Annotated in this window: 22 protein-coding genes; 5 read left to right on the forward strand and 17 right to left on the reverse strand. The window is 70.0% G+C overall.

Annotation, left to right across the window (positions count from 1 at the left end; all coding sequences use genetic code 11):
• Window positions 1-5: 5 nt before the first annotated feature.
• From HEP73_RS15045 to pdeM, 4 genes are read left to right on the forward strand one after another with little or no spacing between them, the layout of a single operon-like run.
• Entirely contained in the window at window positions 6-1,010 is a 1,005-nt protein-coding gene (locus tag HEP73_RS15045) for a ligase-associated DNA damage response exonuclease (protein WP_185820593.1), read from the forward strand.
• A complete protein-coding gene (locus HEP73_RS15050; RefSeq protein WP_185820594.1) occupies window positions 1,007-2,599 on the forward strand; it encodes an ATP-dependent DNA ligase in 1,593 nt (530 codons plus the stop codon). Before HEP73_RS15045 ends, HEP73_RS15050 begins: the two co-directional genes overlap by 4 nt.
• Window positions 2,596-5,136: a ligase-associated DNA damage response DEXH box helicase gene (locus HEP73_RS15055; protein WP_185820595.1), complete on the forward strand. Its 2,541-nt coding sequence runs from the start codon at window positions 2,596-2,598 to the stop codon at window positions 5,134-5,136. The genes HEP73_RS15050 and HEP73_RS15055 overlap by 4 nt, the downstream gene beginning before the upstream one ends.
• Complete coding sequence (pdeM, locus tag HEP73_RS15060) at window positions 5,126-5,776, forward strand: ligase-associated DNA damage response endonuclease PdeM (RefSeq protein WP_185820596.1); 651 nt, start codon at window positions 5,126-5,128, stop codon at window positions 5,774-5,776. The genes HEP73_RS15055 and pdeM overlap by 11 nt, the downstream gene beginning before the upstream one ends.
• 177 nt (window positions 5,777-5,953) lie before the next feature.
• Here the strand turns inward: pdeM and HEP73_RS15065 are convergent, their stop codons facing one another.
• The 8 genes from HEP73_RS15065 to rlmD all read right to left on the reverse strand — a co-directional run bounded on the left by HEP73_RS15065 (window position 5,954) and on the right by rlmD (window position 12,887).
• A complete protein-coding gene (locus HEP73_RS15065) occupies window positions 5,954-7,231 on the reverse strand; it encodes an FAD-dependent oxidoreductase (RefSeq protein WP_185820597.1) in 1,278 nt (425 codons plus the stop codon).
• Window positions 7,232-7,328: 97 nt separating this feature from the next.
• Window positions 7,329-7,535 (reverse strand): transcription antiterminator/RNA stability regulator CspE, encoded by a 207-nt coding sequence (gene cspE / locus HEP73_RS15070; protein ID WP_003488188.1) that lies wholly within the window; start codon window positions 7,533-7,535, stop codon window positions 7,329-7,331.
• Window positions 7,536-7,624: 89 nt separating this feature from the next.
• Window positions 7,625-8,371 (reverse strand): S-methyl-5'-thioinosine phosphorylase, encoded by a 747-nt coding sequence (locus HEP73_RS15075; protein ID WP_458309623.1) that lies wholly within the window; start codon window positions 8,369-8,371, stop codon window positions 7,625-7,627.
• Window positions 8,372-8,444: 73 nt separating this feature from the next.
• A complete protein-coding gene (locus tag HEP73_RS15080) occupies window positions 8,445-8,999 on the reverse strand; it encodes a hypoxanthine-guanine phosphoribosyltransferase (protein ID WP_185813428.1) in 555 nt (184 codons plus the stop codon).
• A complete protein-coding gene (gene nagZ / locus HEP73_RS15085; protein ID WP_185820598.1) occupies window positions 8,999-10,006 on the reverse strand; it encodes a beta-N-acetylhexosaminidase in 1,008 nt (335 codons plus the stop codon). Before nagZ ends, HEP73_RS15080 begins: the two co-directional genes overlap by 1 nt.
• A 151-nt stretch (window positions 10,007-10,157) precedes the next feature.
• Entirely contained in the window at window positions 10,158-10,835 is a 678-nt protein-coding gene (locus HEP73_RS15090) for a DsbA family oxidoreductase (protein ID WP_185820599.1), read from the reverse strand.
• A gap of 121 nt (window positions 10,836-10,956) precedes the next feature.
• Complete coding sequence (locus tag HEP73_RS15095; protein ID WP_185820600.1) at window positions 10,957-11,463, reverse strand: CYTH domain-containing protein; 507 nt, start codon at window positions 11,461-11,463, stop codon at window positions 10,957-10,959.
• A 71-nt stretch (window positions 11,464-11,534) separates the two neighbouring features.
• Window positions 11,535-12,887: a 23S rRNA (uracil(1939)-C(5))-methyltransferase RlmD gene (rlmD, locus tag HEP73_RS15100; protein ID WP_185820601.1), complete on the reverse strand. Its 1,353-nt coding sequence runs from the start codon at window positions 12,885-12,887 to the stop codon at window positions 11,535-11,537.
• A gap of 290 nt (window positions 12,888-13,177) precedes the next feature.
• Between rlmD and HEP73_RS15105 the strand changes: the two genes are divergently transcribed.
• Window positions 13,178-13,888, forward strand: a complete 711-nt coding sequence (locus HEP73_RS15105) for a response regulator (RefSeq protein WP_185820602.1) — start codon at window positions 13,178-13,180, stop codon at window positions 13,886-13,888.
• Window positions 13,889-14,064: 176 nt separating this feature from the next.
• Here HEP73_RS15105 and recO read toward each other — a convergent pair whose 3' ends face one another.
• The 9 genes from recO to rpoE form a co-directional block, all read right to left on the reverse strand.
• Entirely contained in the window at window positions 14,065-14,865 is an 801-nt protein-coding gene (gene recO / locus HEP73_RS15110; RefSeq protein ID WP_185820603.1) for a DNA repair protein RecO, read from the reverse strand.
• 360 nt (window positions 14,866-15,225) lie between these two features.
• A complete protein-coding gene (gene era / locus HEP73_RS15115; RefSeq protein WP_185813435.1) occupies window positions 15,226-16,128 on the reverse strand; it encodes a GTPase Era in 903 nt (300 codons plus the stop codon).
• On the reverse strand, window positions 16,125-16,805 hold the full coding sequence (gene rnc / locus HEP73_RS15120) for a ribonuclease III (RefSeq protein ID WP_185813436.1): 681 nt from the start codon (window positions 16,803-16,805) through the stop codon (window positions 16,125-16,127). Before rnc ends, era begins: the two co-directional genes overlap by 4 nt.
• Window positions 16,795-17,172: a DUF4845 domain-containing protein gene (locus HEP73_RS15125; RefSeq protein ID WP_179563682.1), complete on the reverse strand. Its 378-nt coding sequence runs from the start codon at window positions 17,170-17,172 to the stop codon at window positions 16,795-16,797. Before HEP73_RS15125 ends, rnc begins: the two co-directional genes overlap by 11 nt.
• Window positions 17,173-17,195: 23 nt before the next feature.
• On the reverse strand, window positions 17,196-17,996 hold the full coding sequence (gene lepB, locus HEP73_RS15130) for a signal peptidase I (RefSeq protein ID WP_053836767.1): 801 nt from the start codon (window positions 17,994-17,996) through the stop codon (window positions 17,196-17,198).
• Between the two features lie 112 nt (window positions 17,997-18,108).
• The gene (gene lepA / locus HEP73_RS15135) at window positions 18,109-19,899 is read right to left on the reverse strand and encodes a translation elongation factor 4 (RefSeq protein ID WP_179565498.1); all 1,791 of its coding nucleotides are present in this window, start codon (window positions 19,897-19,899) and stop codon (window positions 18,109-18,111) included.
• Between the two features lie 214 nt (window positions 19,900-20,113).
• Window positions 20,114-21,670 (reverse strand): DegQ family serine endoprotease, encoded by a 1,557-nt coding sequence (locus HEP73_RS15140; RefSeq protein WP_185820604.1) that lies wholly within the window; start codon window positions 21,668-21,670, stop codon window positions 20,114-20,116.
• A gap of 100 nt (window positions 21,671-21,770) precedes the next feature.
• The gene (locus HEP73_RS15145; protein ID WP_185820605.1) at window positions 21,771-22,739 is read right to left on the reverse strand and encodes a sigma-E factor negative regulatory protein; all 969 of its coding nucleotides are present in this window, start codon (window positions 22,737-22,739) and stop codon (window positions 21,771-21,773) included.
• Complete coding sequence (gene rpoE, locus HEP73_RS15150; protein ID WP_053835168.1) at window positions 22,736-23,356, reverse strand: RNA polymerase sigma factor RpoE; 621 nt, start codon at window positions 23,354-23,356, stop codon at window positions 22,736-22,738. Before rpoE ends, HEP73_RS15145 begins: the two co-directional genes overlap by 4 nt.
• Between the last annotated feature and the right edge of the window lie 72 nt (window positions 23,357-23,428).

Here is a 23,428-nt window from a genome sequence, read left to right on the forward strand (position 1 = left end):
CGGGCATGCCCAAACCCGCTTCCCAGGACCTGGTGGTGCTGCGCCCGGAAGGGCTGTACTGCCCCGCCGGCGACTTCCACATCGACCCCTGGCGGCCGGTGCCGCGCGCGGTCATCACCCATGGCCACGGCGACCACGCCCGCGCCGGCATGGGCGAATACCACTGCGCCGCCGCCGGCCTGCCGATCCTGCGCTGGCGCCTCGGCGACCAGGCCTACCGCGCCTACGACTACGGCGAACGCTTCGCGCTTGGCGCAGCGACGGTGTCGCTGCATCCGGCTGGGCACGTGCTCGGCTCGGCGCAGGTGCGCATCGAAGTGGACGGCGAAGTGTGGGTGGCCTCGGGCGACTACAAACGCCAGCCCGACCCGACCTGTGCGGCGTTCGAAGTGGTGCACTGTGACACCTTCATCACCGAGGCCACCTTCGGCCTGCCGGTGTACCGTTGGCCGGACACCGCCGCAGTGGCGCGCGAGATCGTCGCCTGGCGCCACGAATGCGCCGCGCGCGGCGAGGCCGCGGTGCTGTTCTGCTATGCGCTGGGCAAGGCGCAGCGGGTGCTGGCCGAGCTGCAGCCGTGGGACGACCAACCGGCGCTGCTGCATGGCGCGGTCGCCGCCGGCGTGGCGGTGTACCGCGACGCCGGCGTGGCGATGCTGGACACGCACCCGGTCGCCGAGATGGACAAGCGCGCCGACTACGCCGGGCAGCTGGTGCTGGCGCCGCCGTCGGCCGCGGGCAGCCCGTGGCTGCGCCGCTTCCGCCATGCGCAGCTCGGCTTCGCCTCCGGCTGGATGCGGTTGCGCGGCAACCGTCGCCGCCGCAACTACGACCGCGGCTTCGTGGTGTCCGACCACGCCGATTGGCCGGACCTGCTGCGCACCATCGAGGAAACCGGCGCGCAGCGGGTCATCGCCACGCATGGCAACACCGACGCGATCATCCGCGCCTTGAACGAACGCGGCGTCGCCGCCGAGGCGTTCCGCACCGACTACGGTGCCGAGGAATGAAGCGCTTCGCCGCGTTGTACCGGCAGCTGGACCAGAGCACAGCGACGCTGGACAAGCGCGCCGCGCTGGTCGCGTATTTCGAGCAGGCGCCGCCGGCCGACGCGGCCTGGGCGATCTGGCTGCTGAGCGGCGGCAAGCTGCGGCGCATCGCCAACACGCGCGAACTGCGCGAGTGGATCGCGCAGGAAAGCGGCCTGCCCGGCTGGCTGGTCGACGACAGCTACGACCACGTCGGCGACCTCGCCGAAACCCTCACCTTGCTGCTCGACGATCCGGCCGCCGCCTCCGATCCGGCACCGTTGCGCGACTGGATCGAGGAACGGCTGTTGCCGGTCGCCGCGCAGGACGAGGCCGCGCGCCACGCCGCGGTGCTCGCCGGCTGGCGCAGCCTGGCGTTCGACGAACGCCTGCTGTTCAACAAGCTGCTCACCGGCGCGCTGCGCGTGGGGGTATCGCAACGGCTGGTGCAGCAGGCGCTGGCGGCGATGTCCGGCATCGACATCGCGCGCATCGCCCAGCGCATGCTCGGCGCGTGGTCGCCGACCCCGGCCGCGCTCGAAGACCTGCTCTCGCACGAAGTGCTGGCCAGCGACCGCCAGCAGCCCTACCCGTTCTTCCTGGCCTCGCCGCTGGAAAACGACGTGGCCACGCTGGGCGCGATCGACGACTGGCAACTGGAATGGAAGTGGGACGGCATCCGCCTGCAGTTGATCCGCCGCGATGGCGAGGTGGCGCTGTGGTCGCGCGGCGAAGAACGCCTGGACGGCCGTTTCCCCGAGATCGAGACCGCCGCGGCCACGCTGCCGCGCGATGCGGTGATCGACGGCGAACTGCTGGGCTGGCGCGACGGCGACGCCGCGCCGCTGCCGTTCACCGCGCTGCAGACCCGCATCCAGCGCCGCAAGCCCGGCGCCAAGACACTGGCCGACACGCCAGCGCGCGTGCTCGCCTACGACCTGCTGGAACTGGATGGCATCGACCTGCGCGAACAGCCGCTGGCGCAGCGCCGCGCGCAACTGCAGGCCTTGCTCGACGCGCATGCCGATCCGCGCATCGTGCTGTCGCCGCTGGTGCAGCCCGCGTCGTGGGAAGACGCCGCGACGCTCCGCGAGGATTCGCGCGAGCGCGGCGTGGAAGGGCTGATGCTCAAACGCGCCGCGTCGCCCTACCAATCAGGGCGCCGCCGCGGCGACTGGTGGAAATGGAAGATCGAACCGCTGACCATCGACGCGGTGCTGCTGTACGCGCAGGCCGGCCACGGCCGCCGCAGCACGCTGTACACCGACTACACCTTCGGACTGTGGGACGGCGAGCAGTTGGTGCCGGTGGCGAAGGCGTATTCGGGCCTGGACGACAGCGAGATCCTGGCGCTGGACCGCTGGATCCGCGCGCACACCACCGAGCGCTTCGGCCCGGTACGCGCGGTGACGCCGTACCACGTGTTCGAACTCGGCTTCGAAGCGGTGAACAAGAGCAGCCGGCACAAGTCCGGCATCGCGGTGCGCTTCCCGCGCATCCTGCGCTGGCGCCACGACAAGCCGTTCGCCGAGGCCGACCGACTAACAACACTGCAGGCGCTGGCGCGATGACCACGGCGCAGGCGCGCAAGCGCCCGGCCGATGCGCCGCTGTACGCATGGTTCGCCGCGCAAGGCTGGCAACCGCTGCCGTTCCAGCGCGACCTGTGGCGGCACTACCTGGACGGCGGCTCGGGCCTGTTGCACACGCCCACCGGCAGCGGCAAGACCCTGGCCGCGTTCGGCGGCCCGCTGCTGGAAGGCCTGCGCGACCAAGCCGCACGGCAGGCGGCGGCAGACAAGCGGCCGCGGCGCGCGAAGGCAGCCGCTGCCGACAAGACCGCTTCAGCACCTAGGTCGCGCCGCCAAGCGCAGCGCGACCTGAAAGTACTGTGGATCACCCCGCTGCGCGCGCTCGCCGCCGACACCTTGCGCGCGTTGCGCGAACCGGCGCAAGCGCTTGGCCTGGACTGGCAGATCGGCCTGCGCACCGGCGACGCCAGCGCGCGCGACAAGCGCCTGGCGCGCAGCGGCAAGCTCGACGTGCTGGTGACCACGCCTGAATCGCTGGCGCTGCTGCTGTCCTATCCGGACACCGCGCCGCAGCTGGCGACGCTGCGTTGCGTGATCGTCGACGAATGGCACGAACTGCTCGGCAACAAGCGCGGCGTGCTGCTGCAACTGTGCCTGGCGCGGCTGCGCGCCTGGGCGCCGGCGCTGCGCACATGGGGGCTGTCGGCTACGCTCGGCAACTTGGACGAGGCGCGCGACGTGCTGCTGCCGCATGTGCCGAATGCGCCGATCGTGGCTGGGGTCAAGCCGCGCACGCTGACCCTGGAAACGCTGACCCCGGCCAGCGGCGAGCGCTTCCCCTGGGCCGGCCACCTCGGCCTGGCGCAACTGCCGCGGGTACTGGAAAAACTGTTCGCGGTGCGCACCAGCCTGCTGTTCACCAACACCCGCGCGCAGGCCGAACTTTGGCACCAGGCGCTGGAATCGGTGTGGCCGGAAGACGCGCACACGCTGGCCCTGCACCACGGCTCGCTGGATCCGGCGCTGCGCAGCACCGCCGAGCAAGGCCTGCGCGACGGCAGCCTACGCTGCGTGGTCGCCACCTCGAGCCTGGACCTGGGCGTGGATTTCCCCGCGGTCGACCAAGTACTGCAGATCGGCAGTCCAAAGGGCGTGGCGCGGCTGCTGCAGCGCGCCGGCCGCGCCAAGCACCGGCCCGGCGAGGCTGGCCACGTGCTGTGCGTGCCCACGCATGCGCTGGAACTGGTCGAGTACGCCGCCGCGCGCCGCGCCATCGCCCACGGCCGCATCGAATCGCGCCCTTCCCCGCGGCTGTCGCTGGACGTGCTGGCGCAGCATTGCGTGAGCTGCGCGCTGGGCGGCGGCTTCCGCGCCGACGCGTTGTTCGACGAAGTCCGCGGCACGGCCGCGTTCGCCGCGCTCGACGCACCGACCTGGGCCGCGGTGCTGGAGTTCGTCGTGCAGGGCGGCCGCGCGCTGGCGCAGTACCCGGACTACCGCAAGGTGGTGCTCGACGAAGACGGCGTGTACCGCGTGCACGACCGCCGCATCGCGCTGCGCCACCGGCTGTCGATCGGCACCATCACCAGCGACGGCAGCGTCGCGGTGCGCTTCCTGCGCGGGGGCCGGCTCGGCGCGGTGGAAGAACAGTTCGTCGGCCGCCTGCGCCGCGGCGACCGTTTCCAGTTCGCCGGGCGCCTGCTGGAGCTGGTGCGGCTGGAAGACATGACCGCCTACGTGCGCCTGGCCAAGGGCGGCGACGGCAGCGTGCCGAAATGGATGGGCGGGCGCATGCCGCTGTCCTCGGCGCTGGCGCATGAAGTGGAGGCGGTGTTCGCCGAACCGCGCGGCGAGGAGGAACTGCGCGCCCTGGCGCCGCTGCTCGGCCTGCAGCGTGCGTTGTCGGCGCTGCCGTCGCCGCAGCGGCTGCTGGTGGAAAGCGTGCGCGCCCGCGACGGCCGCCACGTGTTCGTGTATCCGTTCGCCGGGCGCCAGGTGCACGAAGGCCTGGCCGCGCTGCTGGCGCTGCGCTGGGGCCGGCACCAGCGCAACACTTTCAGCTTCGCCGCCAACGACTACGGGCTGGTGCTGTCGCCGGCGCAGGAGGTCGCCACCGACGCCGCCCTGCTGCGCGAACTGCTCAGCCCCGAGCACCTGTTCGAGGACCTGCGCGAAAGCCTCAACCTGGGCGAACTGGCGCGGCGCCAGTTCCGCGAGATCGCGCGCGTGTCCGGCCTGCTGCCGCCGAGCCTGCCCGGCGGCACGCCGCGCAGCCTGCGCCAGCTGCAGGCCTCCAGCGGCCTGCTGTACGACGTGCTGAGCCGCTTCGACCCCGGGCACCTGCTGCTGGCGCAGGCCGAACGCGAAGTGCTGCAGGGCGAGATGGAGCTGACCCGTCTCGCCGCCACCCTGCACGACTGCGCCGCGCGCGAACTGGCCGTGTACACGCCGCGTAGCCTGACCCCGCTGTCGTTTCCGCTGTGGGCCGAGAGCATCCGCGGCCAGCTCAGCACCGAGGACTGGAAGGCGCGGGTGATGCGCGCGGCCGCGCAGCTGGAACAACGCCATGCGCGCTGAACTGGACTGGCGCCTGGCCGGCGAGCCGATGACCCTGCTCGGCGAGCGCGCGCTGTACTGGCCGGCGCGCCGGCGGCTGCTGATCGCCGACCTGCACCTGGGCAAGGCCGACGTGTTCCGCCGCGCCGGCATCGGCCTGCCCAGCGGCGGCACCGCACTCGACCTGCACCGCCTCGCCGCGCTGCTGCAGGCGCAGGCGGCGCAGGAACTGTGGATCCTCGGCGACGTGCTGCACGGCGCCGCGCCGGCGGCCGCCTGGCAGCGCGACTGGCACGCCTGGCGCGCTGCGCATCCGCAGCTGCGCGTGGCCGCGATCGCCGGCAACCACGACCGCGCGCTGGCCGGCGCCGGATTGGACATCGCGCTGCTCGGCGAACAGGTCGAGGACGGCCCGTTCGCGCTGCGCCACGATCCGGTGCCGCACGCGCAGCTGTACGTGCTGTGCGGGCACCTGCATCCGCTGGCGAAACTGCCCGGGCTGCGCCCGCGCTGGCCGGCGTTCTGGCTGCGCGAACAGATGACGGTGCTGCCCGCGTTCTCGCAGTTCACCGCCGGCGTGGCGCCGGTGCTGGAGGCGGGGGAACGCCTAGTCGCCTGCGTCGAAGGCGCGGCGCTGGCGTTGCCGGTGGCGATGCAATGACGCGCGGCCCCGGAGACTCAGATCGCCCGCTGTGGGAGGGACTTAAGTCCCGACGCGTTATCAGTAAAACGTCGGGACTGAAGTCCCTCCCACAAAGAAGCGACGGCGCCGCAGCATCGCAACATGCCGGCCAATCGCAGAAACGACGTCGATCGCGATCTGCACGAACACGCTGGCTCACTGCACCTGTTCGCCCTGCGCCGGCCCCGCCGCAATCGGTGGCGCCGCCGCCGTCTCCGCCAGCGCCTGCAGAAATCCCGGCTCCAGCGGCAGCTTGCCGAACCAGCCGTGCTGGGTGCCGCTGAGCACGCGCAGCATGTGTCCGCGCCCGCCGGGCATGCGCCCGGCCGGGAGCATGCCGAGGTCGCGCACGCGCGCCACCAGGTCGCGTTCGGACTGGAACAGCGGGGTCAGCCAGCGGCTCCAGAACTGGTACACCGCCACGTGCGCGCGGCGCTGCGCCTGGTAGCGCGCCAGCGCCGCGTCCAGGTCCGGCGCTTCGCGCAAACTCTCGCTCAACACCCACGCGTCCATCAGCGCCATGTTCACGCCCTGCCCCAGCTGCGGGCTCATCGAATGCGCCGCGTCGCCGGCCAGCACCAGGCGGCCGCGGTACCAGCGCTGCTGCACCGCGTCGCGATAGCTGGCGCGCGCCAGCTGCGCCGGTGCGCACACCTGCGCCAGGCGCTCGCGCGCCTGCGGCCACAGCTGCGCGACCTCGTCCAGCCACGCATCCATGCCGCGCGCCTGCCAGGCGTCGAAATCGGCGGTGGGCAGGCTCCAGAAGAAACTCATGCGCGGCTCGGGATCGCCGGGCCGGGTACCGACCGGCAGCAAGCCGATCATCTTGCGCGCGGCCACGTAGCGCTGGCGCAGTTCGTCGGCGAAGGCCCAGTCGCCGCGCGGCAGCAGGCACCACAGCGCACCCCACGGATAGACCCGGTCCAGGCGCGTGCCCTGCACCTGCGCGCGCAGCGCCGAGGCCGAACCGTCGCTGGCGATCACCAGGTCGAACGGGCCATGCCAGCGCCCGTGCTGGTCCTGCACCCGGCGCAGGCCATCGTCGATGGCGACGATGCGCGTGTCGCGCTGCAGCTCGGCATAACCGTCCCACGCCTGCGCCAGCAGCGAGAACAAGGCGCCGCGCTGCATGCCCAGGCCGAACAGGCGCGTGTCCAGGTCGCGGTAGCGCATGTCCATCACCGCGCGGCCGCACGGCGTTTCGCCGTACAGGCGCCGCACCGGCGCGCCATGCGCCAGCGCCTGCTCGAGCAGGCCGATCCGCCACAACACCTGCAACCCGGTCGGCTGCAGCAGGAAACCGGCGCCGACCGGACCCGGTTGCGGCGCGCGCTCGAACACCTGCACCCGATGGCCGTCGCGCGCCAGCAGCAGCGCCAGGGCCTGGCCCGCCGTGCCGTAGCCGACGATGCCGATCTGCATCCGTTGCTTCATCGCATCCACTGATTGCGGGCGACACCGCGGCGGTATCGCCATCCATAAAAAACCCCGCCGAAGCGGGGCTCAAAAACAGCTCAGCCGAGCAAGTGAGTTACTCGACAGGCGTAATATTGGAGGCCTGCGCGCCCTTCGGACCCTGGGTCACGTCATAGCTGACACGCTGTCCTTCCTGCAGGCTGCGGAAGCCCTTGGAATTGATCGCGGAGAAGTGCGCGAATACATCGGCGCTGCCGTCTTCCGGTGAAATAAAGCCAAATCCCTTGGCGTCGTTGAACCACTTGACGGTACCGTTCGGCATGGTGATGCGAGACCTTGTGCAATGAATGGGTGGTGGTTGTGCGGCAGCCCGCACCGGCGGAGTATGCAAAGCTTGAGCAACGATGACAATCACCCGCGCGCCAGTTCGCCGATCAGCTCAGGCAGCCCCGCCGACGCCGCCTCCACATTCGCCAGCACCTCGGCCAGGGTGATTTCCTGTGCGTCGCCGCAGCCCGCGGCCCAGTTGGCCACGATCGCCAAACACACGTATTCCAGGCCCAATTCGCGTGCCAGGCCCGCTTCCGGCATGCCGGTCATGCCGACCAGATCGCAGCCGTCGCGGCGCAGCCGCGCGATCTCTGCAATCGTTTCCAGGCGCGGTCCCTGGGTGGCGCCGTAGCAGCCACCATCGACCACCTCGGCGCCGGTCACGCGCGCGGCGGCCAGCACCTTGCTGCGCAGCATCGGCGAATAGGGATGGCCGAAATCCACGTGCAGCACCTCGCTGCCCGGCTCCTCGCTGAGCGTGGAGACGCGGCCCCAGGTGTAGTCGATCAACTGGTCGGGACAGGCCAGCACGCGCGGCCCGAAGCGCTCGCCGATGCCGCCGACGGTGTTGAGCGCGAGCACCCGCGTGGCACCGATTTGCTGCAGCGCCGCAAGGTTCGCGCGGTAATTGATCTTGTGCGGCGGCAGCGAATGGCCCTCGCCGTGCCGAGCCAGGAACGCGACCCGGTGGCCGAGCAGCGTGCCGATGCGGATCGGCCCGGACGGACTGCCATAACGGGTGTCGACCTGGCGGGTCTCCACGTCGTCCAGTTGTGCGAGTTTGTAGACGCCGGTGCCGCCGATCACGGCCAGTGCGATGTTGTCCATGCGGATCCTCGAATCAGAACGTGCGCGAACGCCGGCCGCGAAGGCCGGCGAGAGATGGAAAAGGCGCGGCGCCTTATTCCTTCATCGCGTAGATCGCCGGCAGGTTGCGCAGGCCTTCGTTGACGTCCATACCGAAGCCGAACACGTAGCGGTCGGGCACGTCCACGCCCACGTAGTCGGCGCTGACGCCGTCCACGCAGCGCTCGTGGCGCTTGACCGTCAGCGCCGCGATGCGCACGTCGGTGGCGCCCTGCTCCAGGCACCATTGACGCACCGCCAGCAGGGTCAGGCCTTCGTCGAGGATGTCGTCGAGCAGCAGCACGCGGCGCCCGTACAGCGCGGTGGCCGGACGGTGCTTCCACACCAGTTCGCCGCCGACGGTCTCGCCGCGGTAGCGGGTGGCGTGCAGATAATCCAGCTGCAGGTCCTGGCCGCGCGCGCCCAGTTCCAGCGCCAGTTGCCCGGCGAACGGCAGCGCGCCGTGCATGATGGTCAGGTAGACCGGGATCTCGCCGCGGTAGTCGGCGGCGATGGCGTCGGCCATGCGCGCGATGGCCTGGTCGAGTTGCGGACGATCGACCAGCAGGTCTGCCTGGGCCAGGGCCTGGGCGATGGTGAGAGTGGACATCAGGCGGTTTTTCCGAGGGTTGCGAGCAAGTGGGATTGGGTGTGGCCGTAGCGGGCATCGGCGAGCAGGCCGTCCCAGCCGAGGGCGCCGCGGCCGATCAGGCCGAGCAGCGCGGCGGTATTGAGCGGGCGGTCGCGCGCGGCCTGCAGCGAGTCTTCGACCAGTTCGGGATGGCAGACCAGGACCACGTCGCAGCCGGCGTCCAGGTGCGCGGACACGCGCGCGGCGACACCGCCGGCAGCGAACGAGGCCGCCATGCCGATGTCGTCGGAGAACACCACGCCGCGGAAGCCCAGTTCCTGGCGCAGGATCTGCTGGATCCAGCGCGGCGAATAGCCGGCCGGTTCCGGTGCCACCTGCGGGTAGACCACGTGCGCCATCATCACCGCATCGGCGCCGGCGGCGATGCCGGCGGCGAACGGCACCAGGTCTTCCTGGCGCAGCACCTCGAGCGGGCGCGGATCCTCGGCGTTGTCGACGTGGGTGTCTTCCAGCACCGTGCCGTGGCCGGGGAAGTGCTTGAGCGTGGCCGCCATGCCGACGCTGTGCATGCCGCGCACGTAGGCGCCGGTGAACGCGGCCACCACCTGCGGATCGTCGCTGAAGGCGCGGTCGCCGATCGCGCGGTTGCCGCGCGCCAGGTCCACCACCGGGGCGAAGCTCAGGTCCACGCCGCTGGCGCGCACCTCGCTGGCCATCAGCCAGGCGTGCTGCTCGGCCAGCGCCAGCGCCGCATCGCGATCGCGCGCATACAGCGCGCCGAAGCCGTGCAGCGGCGGCAAAGCGCTATAGCCCTCGCGGAAGCGCTGCACGCGGCCGCCCTCCTGGTCCACGCAGATCAGCTGCGGCCGCGGCGCCGCGGCGCGGATCGCCGCGGTCAGCTCCACCAACTGCGCCTTGGAGGCGAAGTTGCGCTTGAACAGGACCACCCCGGCGACGGCATCGTGCTGCAGCCAGTCGCGTTCCTGGGCGGTGAGTTCGGTACCGGCGACGCCGATCGCGAGCATGCGGGGGATTCTCCTGCCAGCGCTGTTCAGCGCGCCTGGGCGGCATTGTCGCAGATGCCGGCGCCGGCGGCAGGCCGACGCGGCGCCATACGTTGCCAATGCGTGCCGGTGGCGCGCGGTGGGCGCGCCACGTTGCCGTCGTGTGACCGGCCTAAACAGCGCAGCCGTCGGGGCCGCAGTCCTGCGCCGCATCCGGTGCCGGCGGCAGCAGGCCGCGCAGGGCCTCGGCGAACACCTCCGGCGGCTGCGCCCCCTGTATCGCGTGGCGGCCATCGACGACATAGGTCGGCACCGCGCGGATGCCCATCGCCTGCGCCTGCTGCAGCTGCGCCTGGATCTCGGCCAGGCCCTCGTCGCCGTCCAGCAGCGCCTGCACCCGCGCCGCGGGCAGCCCGCCGGCGGCGCCGGCGGCGATCAGCGTGCCGGTCTCGGCCAGGTTGCGGCCTTCGGCGAAATGCGCGTGGAACAGCGCCTCGGCCACCGCCTCGGCGTTGCCTTCGCGCGCCGCCAGCCACAGCAGCCGGTGCGCCGGCAGCGTGGTCACCCTTACCTGGCCGCGATCGAAGTCGAATGGCAGCCCCTCGGCGCGCGCGGTTGCCTGGGTCTGCGCAAGGATCTGCTCGGTACGCGCGGCGCCGCCGAACTTGGCTTCATAGGCCTTGCGCAGCGGCACCGGCTCGGTGCCGGCATCGGGATCGAGCAGGTAGGGATGCCAGTGGATTTCCAGCGCCGGCGCATCCGCGCCGAGCGCCGCGATGCCTTGCTGCAACCGGCGCTTGCCGATCCAGCACCAGGGGCAGACTACGTCGGACCAGATATCGAGGCGCATAGGGCGGGGATTCGGGATTCGAGATTGGGGATTCGCAAAAGCATAAACCCGATCGCCGCACGCGACCCGCTTTTGCCAATCCCTAATCCCAAATCACCAATCCCGGCACTTCAACGAATCCCTAATCCCCAATCCCGAATCCCGGCCACTGAGAGAACGGATGCGAGGCCAGCGCCAAATTGTAGTAGCGGGCATCGTCGGTGACTTCGCTGCCGATCCAGTCGGGCTTGGCGAAGGCCTCGTCGGCGCTCTGCAGCTCGATCTCGGCGACCACCAGCCCGGCGTTGTCGCCGAGGAACTCGTCCACTTCCCACAGATGGCCCTGGTGCTGCACCAGGTGCCGGCGCTTGTCGATCAGCCCGCCCACGCACAGCGCCAGCAGCGCGCGCGCATCGTCCAGCGGCAGCGGATATTCGAACTCCTGGCGGGTGTGCCCGAGCTCGCGCGACTTCAGGTTGAGGAACGCCTCCTCGCCCTGGATGCGGACCCGCACCGAGGCCTTCTGCGCGCCGCTGTCCATCGCCGCCTGGTCGTTGATATAGCCCTGCGCCATCGGGATCACCCGATGCGCCGCGGCGCGCCAACCGTCGCCGGTGACGAGGAATTTGCGTTCGATTTCTATAGCCATGGGAATGGGGAATCGGGAAAGGAGAATGGGAAAAGCATAAGCCAGCGCGCGGACGTCGCTGTTACCACTCCCTATTCCCCATTCCCGATTCCCGGCTTCTCAAACACCGCAATGCTCTCCACATGCGCGGTATGCGGGAACATGTCCATCGCGCCGGCGGCCTTCAGCACGAAGCCCTGCTCGTTGACCAGGTAGCCGGCGTCGCGCGCCAGCGAGCCCGGGTGGCAGCTGACGTAGACGATGCGCTGGAAGCTGTCCAACGGCAGCTGCCGCAGCACCTCGATCGCGCCGGAGCGCGGCGGGTCGAGCAGCAGCTTGTCGAAACCCTGCTGCATCCACGGCGCCTGGCGCTGGTCCTGGGTCAGGTCGGCGGCGAAGAACTGCGCGTTGTCCAGGCCGTTGCGCTGCGCGTTGTCGCGCGCCCGCGCCACCAGCCCCGCGTCGCCTTCCACGCCCACCACCTCGCGCACCGTACGCGCCAGCGGCAGGGTGAAATTGCCCAGCCCGCAGAACAGGTCGAGCACGCGGTCGCCGGGCTGCGCGTCGAGCAGGGTCAGCGCCAGCGCGATCATCTTCTGGTTGAGCGAGGCGTTGACCTGGATGAAGTCCAGCGGCCGGAACGCCAGCTCCACGTCCCATTGCGGCAAGCGGAACGACAGCGGCACTTGCTGCGGATACAACGGATGCACGCTGTCCACGCCGCCGGGCTGCAGGAAGATGGCGAACTCGTGGGCCTGGGCGAACGCCACCAGCGCGTCCTGGTCGCGCGCGCTGAGCGGCTGCATGTGGCGGAAGGTCAGCGCCACGGCGTCGTCGCCGGCGATGAATTCGATCTGCGGGATGTCGCGCTTGCCGTCCAGGCTCTCGACCAGTTCGGCCAGTGCGCTCACCTTGAAGCCGATCTGCGGAATCACCGTGTGGCACACCGACAGGTCGGCGACGAAGCGCGGATCAAGCTCACGGAAGCCGACCAGGGTCTTGTCCTTCTTCTCCACCCGGCGCACCGAGAACCGGCCCTTGCGCCGGTAGCCCCAGGGTGCGCCGGACAGCGGCGGCAACACCGTCTGCGGGGTCACGTGGCCGATCCGCTCCAGGTTCTCGGTCAGCACCCGCTGCTTGGCCAGGATCTGCTGGTCCTCGGCCAGGTGCTGCAGCACGCAGCCGGCGCAGACCCCGAAATGCGGGCAACGCGGCTCGACCCGCTGCGGCGAGGCCTGCAGCACCTGCAGGGTGCGCGCCTCGTCGAAATGGCGGTTGCGCGCGGTGGGTTCGGCAAGCACCGTCTCGCCCGGCAGCGCGCCGGCGACGAAGGCGACCTTGCCGCCCTCGCCCTCGGGGCGGGCGACGCCGCGGCCGTCGTGGCTGAGGTCGACGATATCGGTCTGGAACGGGGTGCGGTCTAGGCGTTTTCTGGATCGGGCCACGTGGCGGCAGGCTGCGGGCGGAAAAGGGCGGCCATTGTCGCAGATGCGCCAGGGCCTGCCGATGCGCCGGGAGCGGCCCTGCCGTGCGCGGGCACGTGCGCCGACGCGGGCCGCGCAAGCGCCCGGGCGCGGCGCCTCGGGTTGCCCTGGCCTGCGCCGATCCGGCCAGCGCCCTCCCCAAAGCAGTTGGCCCGGAACACCCGCTTGCGGACGCGGCGGCGGCGGCGCAAAGTGATGCGACGCATCGTCGCAGCCGCTAAGATGCGCCCAGGCCGCATGGAGGCATAAGGATGGCATCGACCCAGGACCCTGTGACGCGACTTTTGCTGGTCGAGGACGACCCGATCAGTCGCACGTTTTTGCAAGTGACGCTGGAATCCCTGCCTGCGCAGGTCGATCTGGCCGACACCGTCGCTTCCGCGCTGACCAGCGCGCAGGCGCAGGAACACGACCTTTGGCTGATCGACGCCAACCTGCCCGACGGCAGCGGCGCCGACCTGCTGCAGCGCCTGCAGCGGCAGCGCCCCGGCACCCTGGCGCTGGCGCATACCGCCGACGCCAGCGGCGCGGTCCGCGAGCACCTGCTCGGCGCCGGTTTCGCCGAAGTGCTGCTGAAACCGCTCAGTCCCGAACGCCTGCTGCAGGCGGTGCGGCGGTTACTGGCGCGTGGCCGCGTCGGTGCCGCGCCGAACGCGGCAGAGGCGGCGGTGGACTGGGACGAGACCACCGCACTGGTCGCGCTCAACGGCGAGCGCTCGCACCTGATCGCGCTGCGCGAACTGTTCCTGGCCGAGTTGCCCGGCACCCGCGACGCGGTCGCCTCGGCGCTGCAGCTCAGCGACGAGCAGGCGGTGCGCAACCACCTGCACCGGCTGCAGGCCAGCTGCGGCTTCGTCGGCGCCGCCCGGCTGGCGCGCGCGGTCCGCCAGCTGCAAGGCGACCCGGCCTCGTCGCAGGCGCGCAGCCAGTTCAGCGAGGCGGTCGCTGCGTTGCTGCATTGAGCCGGGATTTGGGATTGGGGATTGGGGATTCGTAGAAGCGGGGCGTCGGCGCACTTGCCGCACACCCCTGTAGGAGCGGCTTCAGCCGCGACAGACACCGTCGGCAAGCCGGCATGCTGCAGAAGCGGTCGGGGCTGAAGCCCCTCCTACAAGAAGCCGGCAAGCGAACGCGCGGCTCAATCGGCCTTCGGCACCGGCGATCCAGGCACTTCCATTGAACCAGGCGCCTCCGACATTTCCACAGCCTCCGCGTCGCGGCGCTGGCGGGTCAGATCCTGCAGCATCTCCCAAGACTTCAGGCCGCGCCCGCCGAGGTGGTGCATCAGCACCACGCGCATGCCGCGGCGCAGGCCGGGCAGGTCTTCGGCCACCGGCATCTCGTCGGCGGCCAGCGCCAGCAGCGCGCGGCCGGTGGCCATGCCGCTGCGCTGGTCGTGGCCGCGGTCGCTGAGCAGGCGGCGCGGGCCGTGTTCGGCGTCCAGCACGTAGCGCGCGGCCGGGTCGATCGGCTCGCCGTCGCCGTCGTGGCGTAGGTCGAAGCCCACGCCCAGCGCGTCCAGCAGGTCGCGCTCGAAGCAACGCAGCGTCCACGCCAGCGGCGCTTCCGCGCCCAGCCGCGCGCGCACCCGTGCGTAGGCCAGGTACAGGTCCGGCGCAGGATCGTCGCGCGGCGCCAGGCGCAGGGTCAGTTCGTTGATGTAGAACCCGGCGAGCATGCCGTCGCCGCTCAGGCGCGGCGCCGTATCCAGCGCCTCGGCCGCACGCAGCTGGGCCAGCTCGCCTCGACGCTGCGCGCTGAAGCGGATCGACTGCAGCGGCTGCAGCGCGGCGCGCAGCGGCTGATTCTTCGGCCCCTGCACGCCCCGCGCCAGCACGCCCAGCCGGCCGTACTGCGCGCTCAGCACTTCCACCAGCAGGCTGGTCTCGCGCCAGGGGCGCGCGTGCAGGACGAAGGCGGGTTCGTGTTCGATGAGCATGGAAGCTTCGGGGACTCGGGACTCGGGACTCGGGACTCGGGACTCGGGACTCGGGACTCGGGACTCGGGACTCGGGACTCGGGACTCGGGACTCCAGAATGCTGTCCGGGGACAAATCGCTGTCAAGCGATCTGATGCAAAAGCGCCGTGTTCCGAAGAGAAGTGGCAGCTGTATTTCCGGCTCAGCCGTTTTTTTTGGGAGGGGCTTCAGCCCCGACGCGTTATCGGCAAGGCGTCGGGGCTGAAGCCCCTCCTACAGAAAAGCGGAAATGCGGCGAACTTGCGAAATCCGGAATCCTGGCTTTCACAGCCGAACGGCTGGTCATCCCGAATCCCAAATCCCGAATCCCGGCTTTACCACTACTCCCCGTACCCGAACGCCTTCAGCGCGGCCTCGTCGTCCGACCAGCCCTCGCGCACGCGCACCCAGGTCTCCAGGAACACCTTGGCGCCGAACAGGCGCTCCATCTGCTGCCGGGCCTTGGCGCCGATGTCCTTCAGGCGGGTGCCGCCCTTGCCGATCACGATCGCCTTCTGGCCCTCGCGCTCGACCCAGATCACCGCGCCGATGCGCAGCAGCGCGCCGTCCTCGGCGAAGCGCTCGATCTCCACCGTGGTCGCGTACGGCAGCTCTTCGCCGAGCTGGCGCATCAGCTGCTCGCGGACCAGTTCGCCAGCCAGGAAGCGCTGGCTGCGGTCGGTGATCTCGTCCTCGCCGAACATCGCCGGCGCTTCCGGCACCAGCCCCAGCAGGTCGCGCACCAGCGCTTCCAGGCCCTTGCGCTTGAGCGCGGAGATCGGGTGCACCGCGGCGAAGCTGCGGCCCTCGCTGACCTGCTGCAGGAACGGCAGCAGCGCGGTCTTGTCCTTGAGCCGGTCGACCTTGTTCACCACCAGCACCACCGGGATGCCGGAATCGTTGAGCACGTTGAACGCCAGCGTGTCCTCGTCGTCCCAGCGCCCGGCCTCGATCACCAGCAGGCCGGCGTCCACGCCTTCCAGCGAGCCGCGCGCGGCGCGGTTCATGACCCGGTTCATCGCGCGCTTCTGCTCGCGGTGCAGCCCGGGCGTGTCGACCAGCACCAACTGCCCTTCCGGGAAGCTGGCGATACCCAGCAGGCGGTGCCGGGTGGTCTGCGGCCGGTTGGAGACGATGCTGACCTTGGCGCCCACCAGGGCGTTGGTCAGGGTGGACTTGCCCACGTTGGGGCGGCCGATCACGGCCACGCTGCCGCTGCGGTAAGGGGAGGCTTGCTCGTTCACTTGCTGGAATCCAGTTGCTCGATGGCGGCGGCGGCGGCCTGTTGTTCGGCCAGCCGTCGCGAGGTGCCCTCGCCCTCGGTGGTGAGGGCAGGCTCGGCGAGTACGCAGCGTACCCGGAATAGCTTGGCGTGTTCGTCGCCGGTTTCGCTGATCAGTTCGTACGCCGGCAGGGCCCGCTGCCGGGCCTGCAGCCATTCCTGCAGGCGGGTCTTGGCGTCCTTCTCCGGCTTGCCCACCGGCAGTGCGGCCAGCGCCGTCTCGAACCAGGGCAGGATCACCGCACGGCAGGCCTCGAAGCCGGCGTCCAGGTAGATCGCCGCGACCACCGCCTCGACCGCGTCGGCCAGGATCGAATCGCGGCGATGCCCGCCGGACTTCATCTCGCCCGGCCCCAGGGTCAGCCGCTCGCCCAGTTCCAGCTGGCGGCCGATGGTGGCCAGCGAGGCTTCGCGCACCAGTTCGGCGCGGGCGCGGGTCAGCGCGCCTTCGTCGGCCTTGGGCCAGCGCTGGTACAGCGCCTCGGCGATCAGCTGGTTGACGATGCTGTCGCCGAGGAATTCCAGCCGCTCGTTGTGCGGCGCGCCGGCGCTGCGATGCGTCAGCGCCTGCGCCAGCAGCTGCGGGTCGGCGAAGCGGTGACCGATGCGGTCGCCGCGCAGGATCGTTTTACTCGCCACCGCGCGTCGTCAGGTCCTGGGTGATGTCGAACTTGCCGACCACGTCCAGGTTGGCGACCAGCGGCTTGCGCACTTCGTAGGCCACATGCATCTTCCAGCCCGAATCCATGCGGTCGAACTTGACGTCGTCCGGCTTCACGTTGTCCGAGTTGTTGATGTCCAGGCGGCGGAACAGCAGCATCTTCGCCTGCGCCGGATCCATGTCGGCGCTGCCCGGTTCGGCGGCCAGGCCCTTCATCGCCGAGCGCACCGCGTAGTACTCCATGTACATCGGGAACAGCTTCATGCCGATGTAGGCGAAGAAACCCACCACCGCCAGCACGATCACGAACGACGTCAACGTCATGCCACTTTGCTTGTGCTTCATCGCGCTTCCCCTTACGCCAGAAATCACTGGATGCCGGTCCCGATCCGCGAGGGATCGAAACTGCCGCTGCAGAACCAGCCTTCGCAATTGAGCCAGACCAGGAACGCCTTGCCGCGCAGGTTCTCTTCGGGCAGGAAGTGGGTCTGGGTCCAGAAGCGGCTGTCCTCGCTATTATCGCGATTGTCGCCCATCACGAAATACTGGCCCGGCGGCACCACCCAATCGCCCTGGCCGGCCGGATTGTTGCGGTCCAGCCACTCCAGTTCGGTGTGGGTGCGGCCCGGCAGGTATTCGGTGAGCAGCGTGGACCCAGTCATCTCCGCGCCCTTGCCCTTGCCGACGTACTCGCCGCGCACCTGGTACTTCATCGGCGTGCCGTTGATGTACAGGGTATCGCCGTGGAAGCCGATGCGGTCGCCGGGCAGGCCGATGACGCGCTTGATCCAGTTCTCGTCCGGCTTGTGCGGCGGCTTGAACACCACCACGTCGCCGCGCTTGGGCTCGCTGGTCGGGATCACCTTCTGATTGGTGATCGGCAGGCGGAAGCCGTAGGCGAACTTGTTGACCAGGATGAAATCGCCGACCAGCAGGTTCGGCATCATCGAGCTGGACGGAATCTTGTACGGCTCGGCGATGAAGCTGCGCAGGATCAGCACCACCGCCAGCACCGGGAAGAACGCCCGCGAATAATCGACCAGCACCGGCTCGGTGTCCAGCAGGCCGGCGCGCGCGGCGCGGCGCTTGGCGAAGAACAACTTGTCCAGCAACCAGATAATGCCGGTGGCGAAGGTCAGCACAACCAGCGCGATTTCAAACCATTTCATTCGTGTTCCTTCGGAACGGGATTTGGGATTGGGGATGAGGGGATTCGGCAGAGCGGGACATCAGACAGGCTTGCGCGCTTGCCAATCCCCAATCCCGAATCCCCAATCCCGGCTACTTATCCATCTGCAGCACAGCCAGGAAGGCTTCCTGCGGGATCTCCACGCGGCCGACCTGCTTCATGCGCTTCTTGCCTTCCTTCTGTTTTTCCAGAAGTTTCTTCTTGCGCGACACGTCGCCACCATAACATTTGGCCAGCACGTTCTTGCGCATCGCCTTGACCGTGCTGCGCGAGATGATCTGCGAGCCGACCGCGGCCTGGATCGCCACGTCGAACATCTGCCGCGGGATCAGGTCCTTCATCTTCTCGCACAGTTCGCGGCCGCGCCGGTCGGCATGGCTGCGGTGCACGATGATCGACAGCGCATCGACCTTGTCGCCGTTGATCAGCGTGTCCACGCGCACGAACGGGCCGGCGTCGAAGCGCAGGAAGTGGTAGTCCAGCGAGGCGTAGCCGCGCGACACCGACTTGAGCTTGTCGAAGAAATCCAGCACCACCTCGGCCATCGGCAGCTCGTAGCTGATCTGCACCTGGCTGCCCAGGTAGTTGATGCCGATCTGGCTGCCGCGCTTTTCCTCGCACAGGGTGATGATGTTGCCGACGTAGTCCGGCGGGGTCAGGATGTTGGCGCGGATGATCGGCTCGCGGATCTCTTCCACGTTGTTCAGCGGCGGCAGCTTGGACGGGTTGTCCATCGGAATCACGCTGCCGTCGGTCTTGAGTACCTCGTAGACCACGGTCGGCGCGGTCGAGATCAGGTTGAGGTCGTACTCGCGCTCCAGCCGTTCCTGCACGATTTCCATGTGCAGCATGCCCAGGAAGCCGCAGCGGAAGCCGAAGCCCATCGCCTCGGAGCTTTCCGGCTCGAAGCGCAGCGCCGCGTCGTTGAGGCGCAGCTTGTCCAGCGCCTCGCGCAGGTCCGGGTAGTCCTCGGCATCGACCGGGAACAGGCCGGCAAACACGCGCGGCTGCATTTCCTGGAAGCCAGGCAACGCGTGCGGTGCCGGGTCGGCGGCCAGGGTCAGGGTGTCGCCGACCGGCGCGCCGTGCACGTCCTTGATCGAGGCGTTGATCCAGCCCACTTCGCCGGCGCCCAGCGCGGGCAACTCCTTGCGCTTGGGGGTGAACACGCCGACCTTGTCGACCAGGTGGGTACGGCCGGTGGACATCACCAGGATCTTGCTGCCCGGCTTGATCTCGCCCTGCATCACCCGCACCAGCGAGACCACGCCCAGGTAGTTGTCGAACCACGAGTCGATGATCAGCGCCTGCAGCTTGTCGGTGTCGCGCGGCTTGGGCGGCGGGATGCGGTGCACGATCGCTTCCAGCACCAGGTCCACGTTGAAGCCGGTCTTGGCGCTGACCGCCACCGCGTCCTCGGCGTCGATGCCGATCACCGCCTCGATCTCGGCCTTGGCGCGGGCGATGTCGGCGGTGGGCAGGTCGATCTTGTTGAGCACCGGCACCACTTCCAAGCCCTGCTCCACCGCGGTGTAGCAGTTGGCCACCGACTGCGCTTCCACGCCCTGCGCGGCGTCGACCACCAGCAGCGCGCCCTCGCAGGCGGCCAGCGAGCGGCTGACTTCGTAGGAGAAGTCGACGTGGCCAGGCGTGTCGATGAAATTCAGGTGGTAGACCTGCCCGTCCTTGGCCGTATACGGCAGGGACACGGACTGGGCCTTGATGGTGATGCCGCGCTCGCGCTCGATCGGGTTGGAGTCGAGCACCTGCGCTTCCATCTCGCGCGCCTGCAAGCCGCCACAGAGTTGGATGATGCGATCGGCCAGGGTCGATTTGCCATGGTCGACGTGGGCGATGATGGAGAAATTGCGGATGTTCCGCATCGAATCAGAGGACATGAGGTGGGCGGCGGCCAGGACCGTCGTCAGGATAACGGGCCATTATCGCATGGCCGGAGGGAGCCAGGCGCCCCGGCTGCGGCACACCGACGCCCGCGGCGGCGCGGGCACGGTTTCGCGCAACAAACCCCAATGAAATCAATGGCGGCCAGCGAACCTGGGTTCGCTGGCCGCCATGGGCACTACCGCGATCGGCCGCTCAGTCGACGCTGATCGCGATGAACTGGCTGGCCGGGCTACCCGGCGCGCGCACCAGCAGCATCACCACGTCGCCTTTCTTCGCGCCGGCGGTGAGCTTGCGGAACTGCGCCGCAGTGGACACCGGAGTGCGCCCGACCTGCAGCACGATCATGCCCGGACGCAGCTGCGACTTGCTCGCCACCGCGCGGCTCACCTGCGCCACCTGCACGCCCTCGTCGGCGCGCAGCCCGAGCTTCTGCCGCACCGGCGCCGGGATCTCCTCCACACTGATGCCCAGCGCGCTGCTTTCCGCGGCCTGCGGCGCCGGCGCCGCGCCACCGCGGCCCGGCTGCTGCTGGCCCATCGCCATGCCGTCGTCGCTGAGCTCGCTCAGGGTCACGCTGATGTCGCGCGGCTTGCCGTCGCGGATCACGGTGACCCGCGCCTTGCTGCCCGGCGGCAGCATGCCCACCAGCGGCGGCAGGTCCTCGCGCGTGTTGATCTTCTGCCCGTTGAAGGCAACGATGAAGTCGCCCGGCTCGATCCCGGCCTTGGCCGCGCCGCTGCCCGGCTGCACGCCGTTGACCAGCGCGCCGCGCGTGTCGGTCAGGCCCAGGCCCTTTGCCTCTACATCGCTGATGTTCGGCTGCATGGTCACGCCGAGCATGCCGCGGCTGACCTTGCCGGTCTTCTTGATCTGCTCGACCGCGCTCATCGCCAGGTCGATCGGGATCGCGAAGCTGATGCCCATGTAGCCGCCGGACGCGGAGAAGATCTGCGAGTTGATGCCGACCACCTCGCCGCGGGTATTGAGCAGCGGGCCGCCGGAATTGCCCTGGTTGATCGCCACGTCGGTCTGGATGAAGGGCACGTAGCGCTGGTCGGCGTACGGATTGCTGCGCCCGGTGGCGCTGACGATGCCGGCGGTGACCGAGTGGTCCAGGCCGAACGGCGAACCGATCGCCACCACCCACTGGCCGGGCTTGAGCATGTTGGAATCGCCCACGCGCACCGTCGGCAGGTTCTTGCCCTCGATCTTCAGCAGCGCCACGTCGTACTGCTGGTCGCTGCCAACCACCTTGGCGGTGAATTCGCGGCGGTCGGTCAGCTTGACCTTGACCTCGCTGGCACCGTCGACCACGTGGTGGTTGGTCAGCACGTAGCCGTCGGGCGAGATGATGAAGCCCGAGCCCATCGAGCGGCCGCCGGGGGTCGCGTCGTCTTCGTCCGGCCCTTGCTGGCCGGGCATGCCCGGTTGGCCGGGCATCCCTTCCGGGCCGAAGAAGCGGCGGAAGAATTCGGGGATCTGCGCGTCGTCGGGCATGCCGCCGGCGCCGGTGCGCGTGGCCGCGGCCTTGCGGCTGATGGTGGTTTCGACGTTGACCACGCCGGGACCGACCTGTTCGACCAGGTTGGTGAAATCGGGCAGGCCGGCGACCAGTTGCGGCGCGGGCGCCGCGCGCGCGGCCGGCGCGGCGGCAGCGGGCGCGGCCGACTCGGGTTGCTGTGCGCAGGCGGCCAGCGGCAGGGTCAGGGCCAACACGCCCAGCAGATGGTTGCGGATACGGTGAGTCATCGGACGCGAGCCTCCGGTTCGGGAAAGGGAAGGAAAACAGGGGCGGTGCCGCGGGCACCGCGCGCCGGAGCGAAGCACGTGCTTCGACCGACGCCTGGGGTCAAGGCTGCTGCGGCAACGGCGCGGGCGCCGCGTCGGCCGGCAGCCGCGGCTCGAACGGATAGAACGCCGCCGACGCGCCCTGGCGCGGGAAACTGGCGGTGAACGCGCCGCCGGACGCGGCCGGCGCCAGCGCCGAGCGCGGCCATGGCCGCGCCTGCAACGGTGCGGGCTGGTGCGCGAACGGATCGCCGGCATGTTGCTGCGCGAGCGCCTGGCCGGCCGCCGTGGCCGTCGGCGGCAGCGCGCTCGCCGCAGGCCGCGACGGTGCCGCGGCGGCGATCGCGCGTACCGGTTCGGCGGCGCGCGCCGCGCTGCTGCGCGCGGCCTGCTGGGTGCGGGTCGCGCCACGGCGGACGGCCGCGTCCTGGCGCCGGTTGGCGGCGATGGCCACGGCCGGCGCCGCGGCGACCGCCGCGCCGAGGTCGCCCTGCGGGTCTGTCGGTGCCGGTGCCGGTGCCGGCGTCTGCGGCACGGCAGCCACCGGGACAGCGGGCGCCGCGGCGGCAGGAGCGCTCGAGCTGGCGACCTGCACCGGCGCTGGTGCGGGCGCCGCATCGGGCAGGCGCTCGCGGGTCATGAACAAGGCGATCGCGGCGACCGAGGCCGCCAGCGCCGCGCTGCCGCCCCAGCGCCAGGCACGGCGGCTGCCGGCGGCATCACTGGCGCGCGCCACCTCGGCGCGTTGCGCCTCGGCCGCCACCGCCTGGCGCACGCGCTCGCCGAAATCGGCCGGCGCCGGCATGCACACGCGGCCGCGCAGGATGTCGCCGCACAGCTGCCAGCGTTCGTGGCAGCCGGCGAGCTCCTCGTCGTGCTGCAGCCGGCGCACCACGAAGCGCGCCTCGTCGGCCGGCAGCTCGCCGTCGATCAATGCCGACAGCTGCTGCCGGTAGTGCAGTTCGAACTTGTCCGGCGGCGTGGCGCCGGGAGTCGGCTCGGCCTGGGGAATGGGAGTGCTATCGGTCATACGCGGTGTCGCTCACGAGTGGCGCTGTCGGTATCCAGCAGGGGACGGAGTTCGGCGTCGATGGCGTCCCGCGCACGGAAGATGCGCGAGCGCACCGTGCCGATCGGGCAACCCATCTTCTGCGCGATGTCCTCGTAACTCATCCCGTCCACCTCGCGCAGGGTGATGGCGGTTCGCAATTCTTCCGGCAACGCATTGACCGCCTTCATCACCGTCTGTTCCAGCTCCTGGCGCATCAGTTCGCGCTCGGGCGTGTCGGTGTCGCGCAAGCGCGTGCCGCTGTCGAACTGCTCGGCGTCGAGCACGTCGACGTCGTCGGTGGGCGGCCTGCGGTTGTGCGCAACCAGGTAGTTCTTGGCGGTGTTCACGGCGATCCGGTGCAACCAGGTAGAAAACTGGGCGTCGCCACGGAAGTTCCCTATCGCGCGGTAGGCGCGGATAAAGGTGTCCTGGGCCACGTCCTGACATTCGCTCCAGTCGGCGATGTAGCGCCCGATCAGGCCGACGATCCGGTGTTGGTACTTGCGTACCAGCACATCGAACGCCGCGCTTTCGCCGCGCTGCACACGCCGGACCAGTTCCAGGTCCAGCTCCTGAGGTGTTTCGACATCGGCCATAACGGGCCGCACTCCTGTCAGCCCAACCTACGTCGGACCATCTGACCGCCAATTCGGAAAAAAGTTCAGCGC

This window comes from Xanthomonas sp. GW, assembly GCF_014236815.1.
GTDB lineage: Bacteria > Pseudomonadota > Gammaproteobacteria > Xanthomonadales > Xanthomonadaceae > Xanthomonas_A.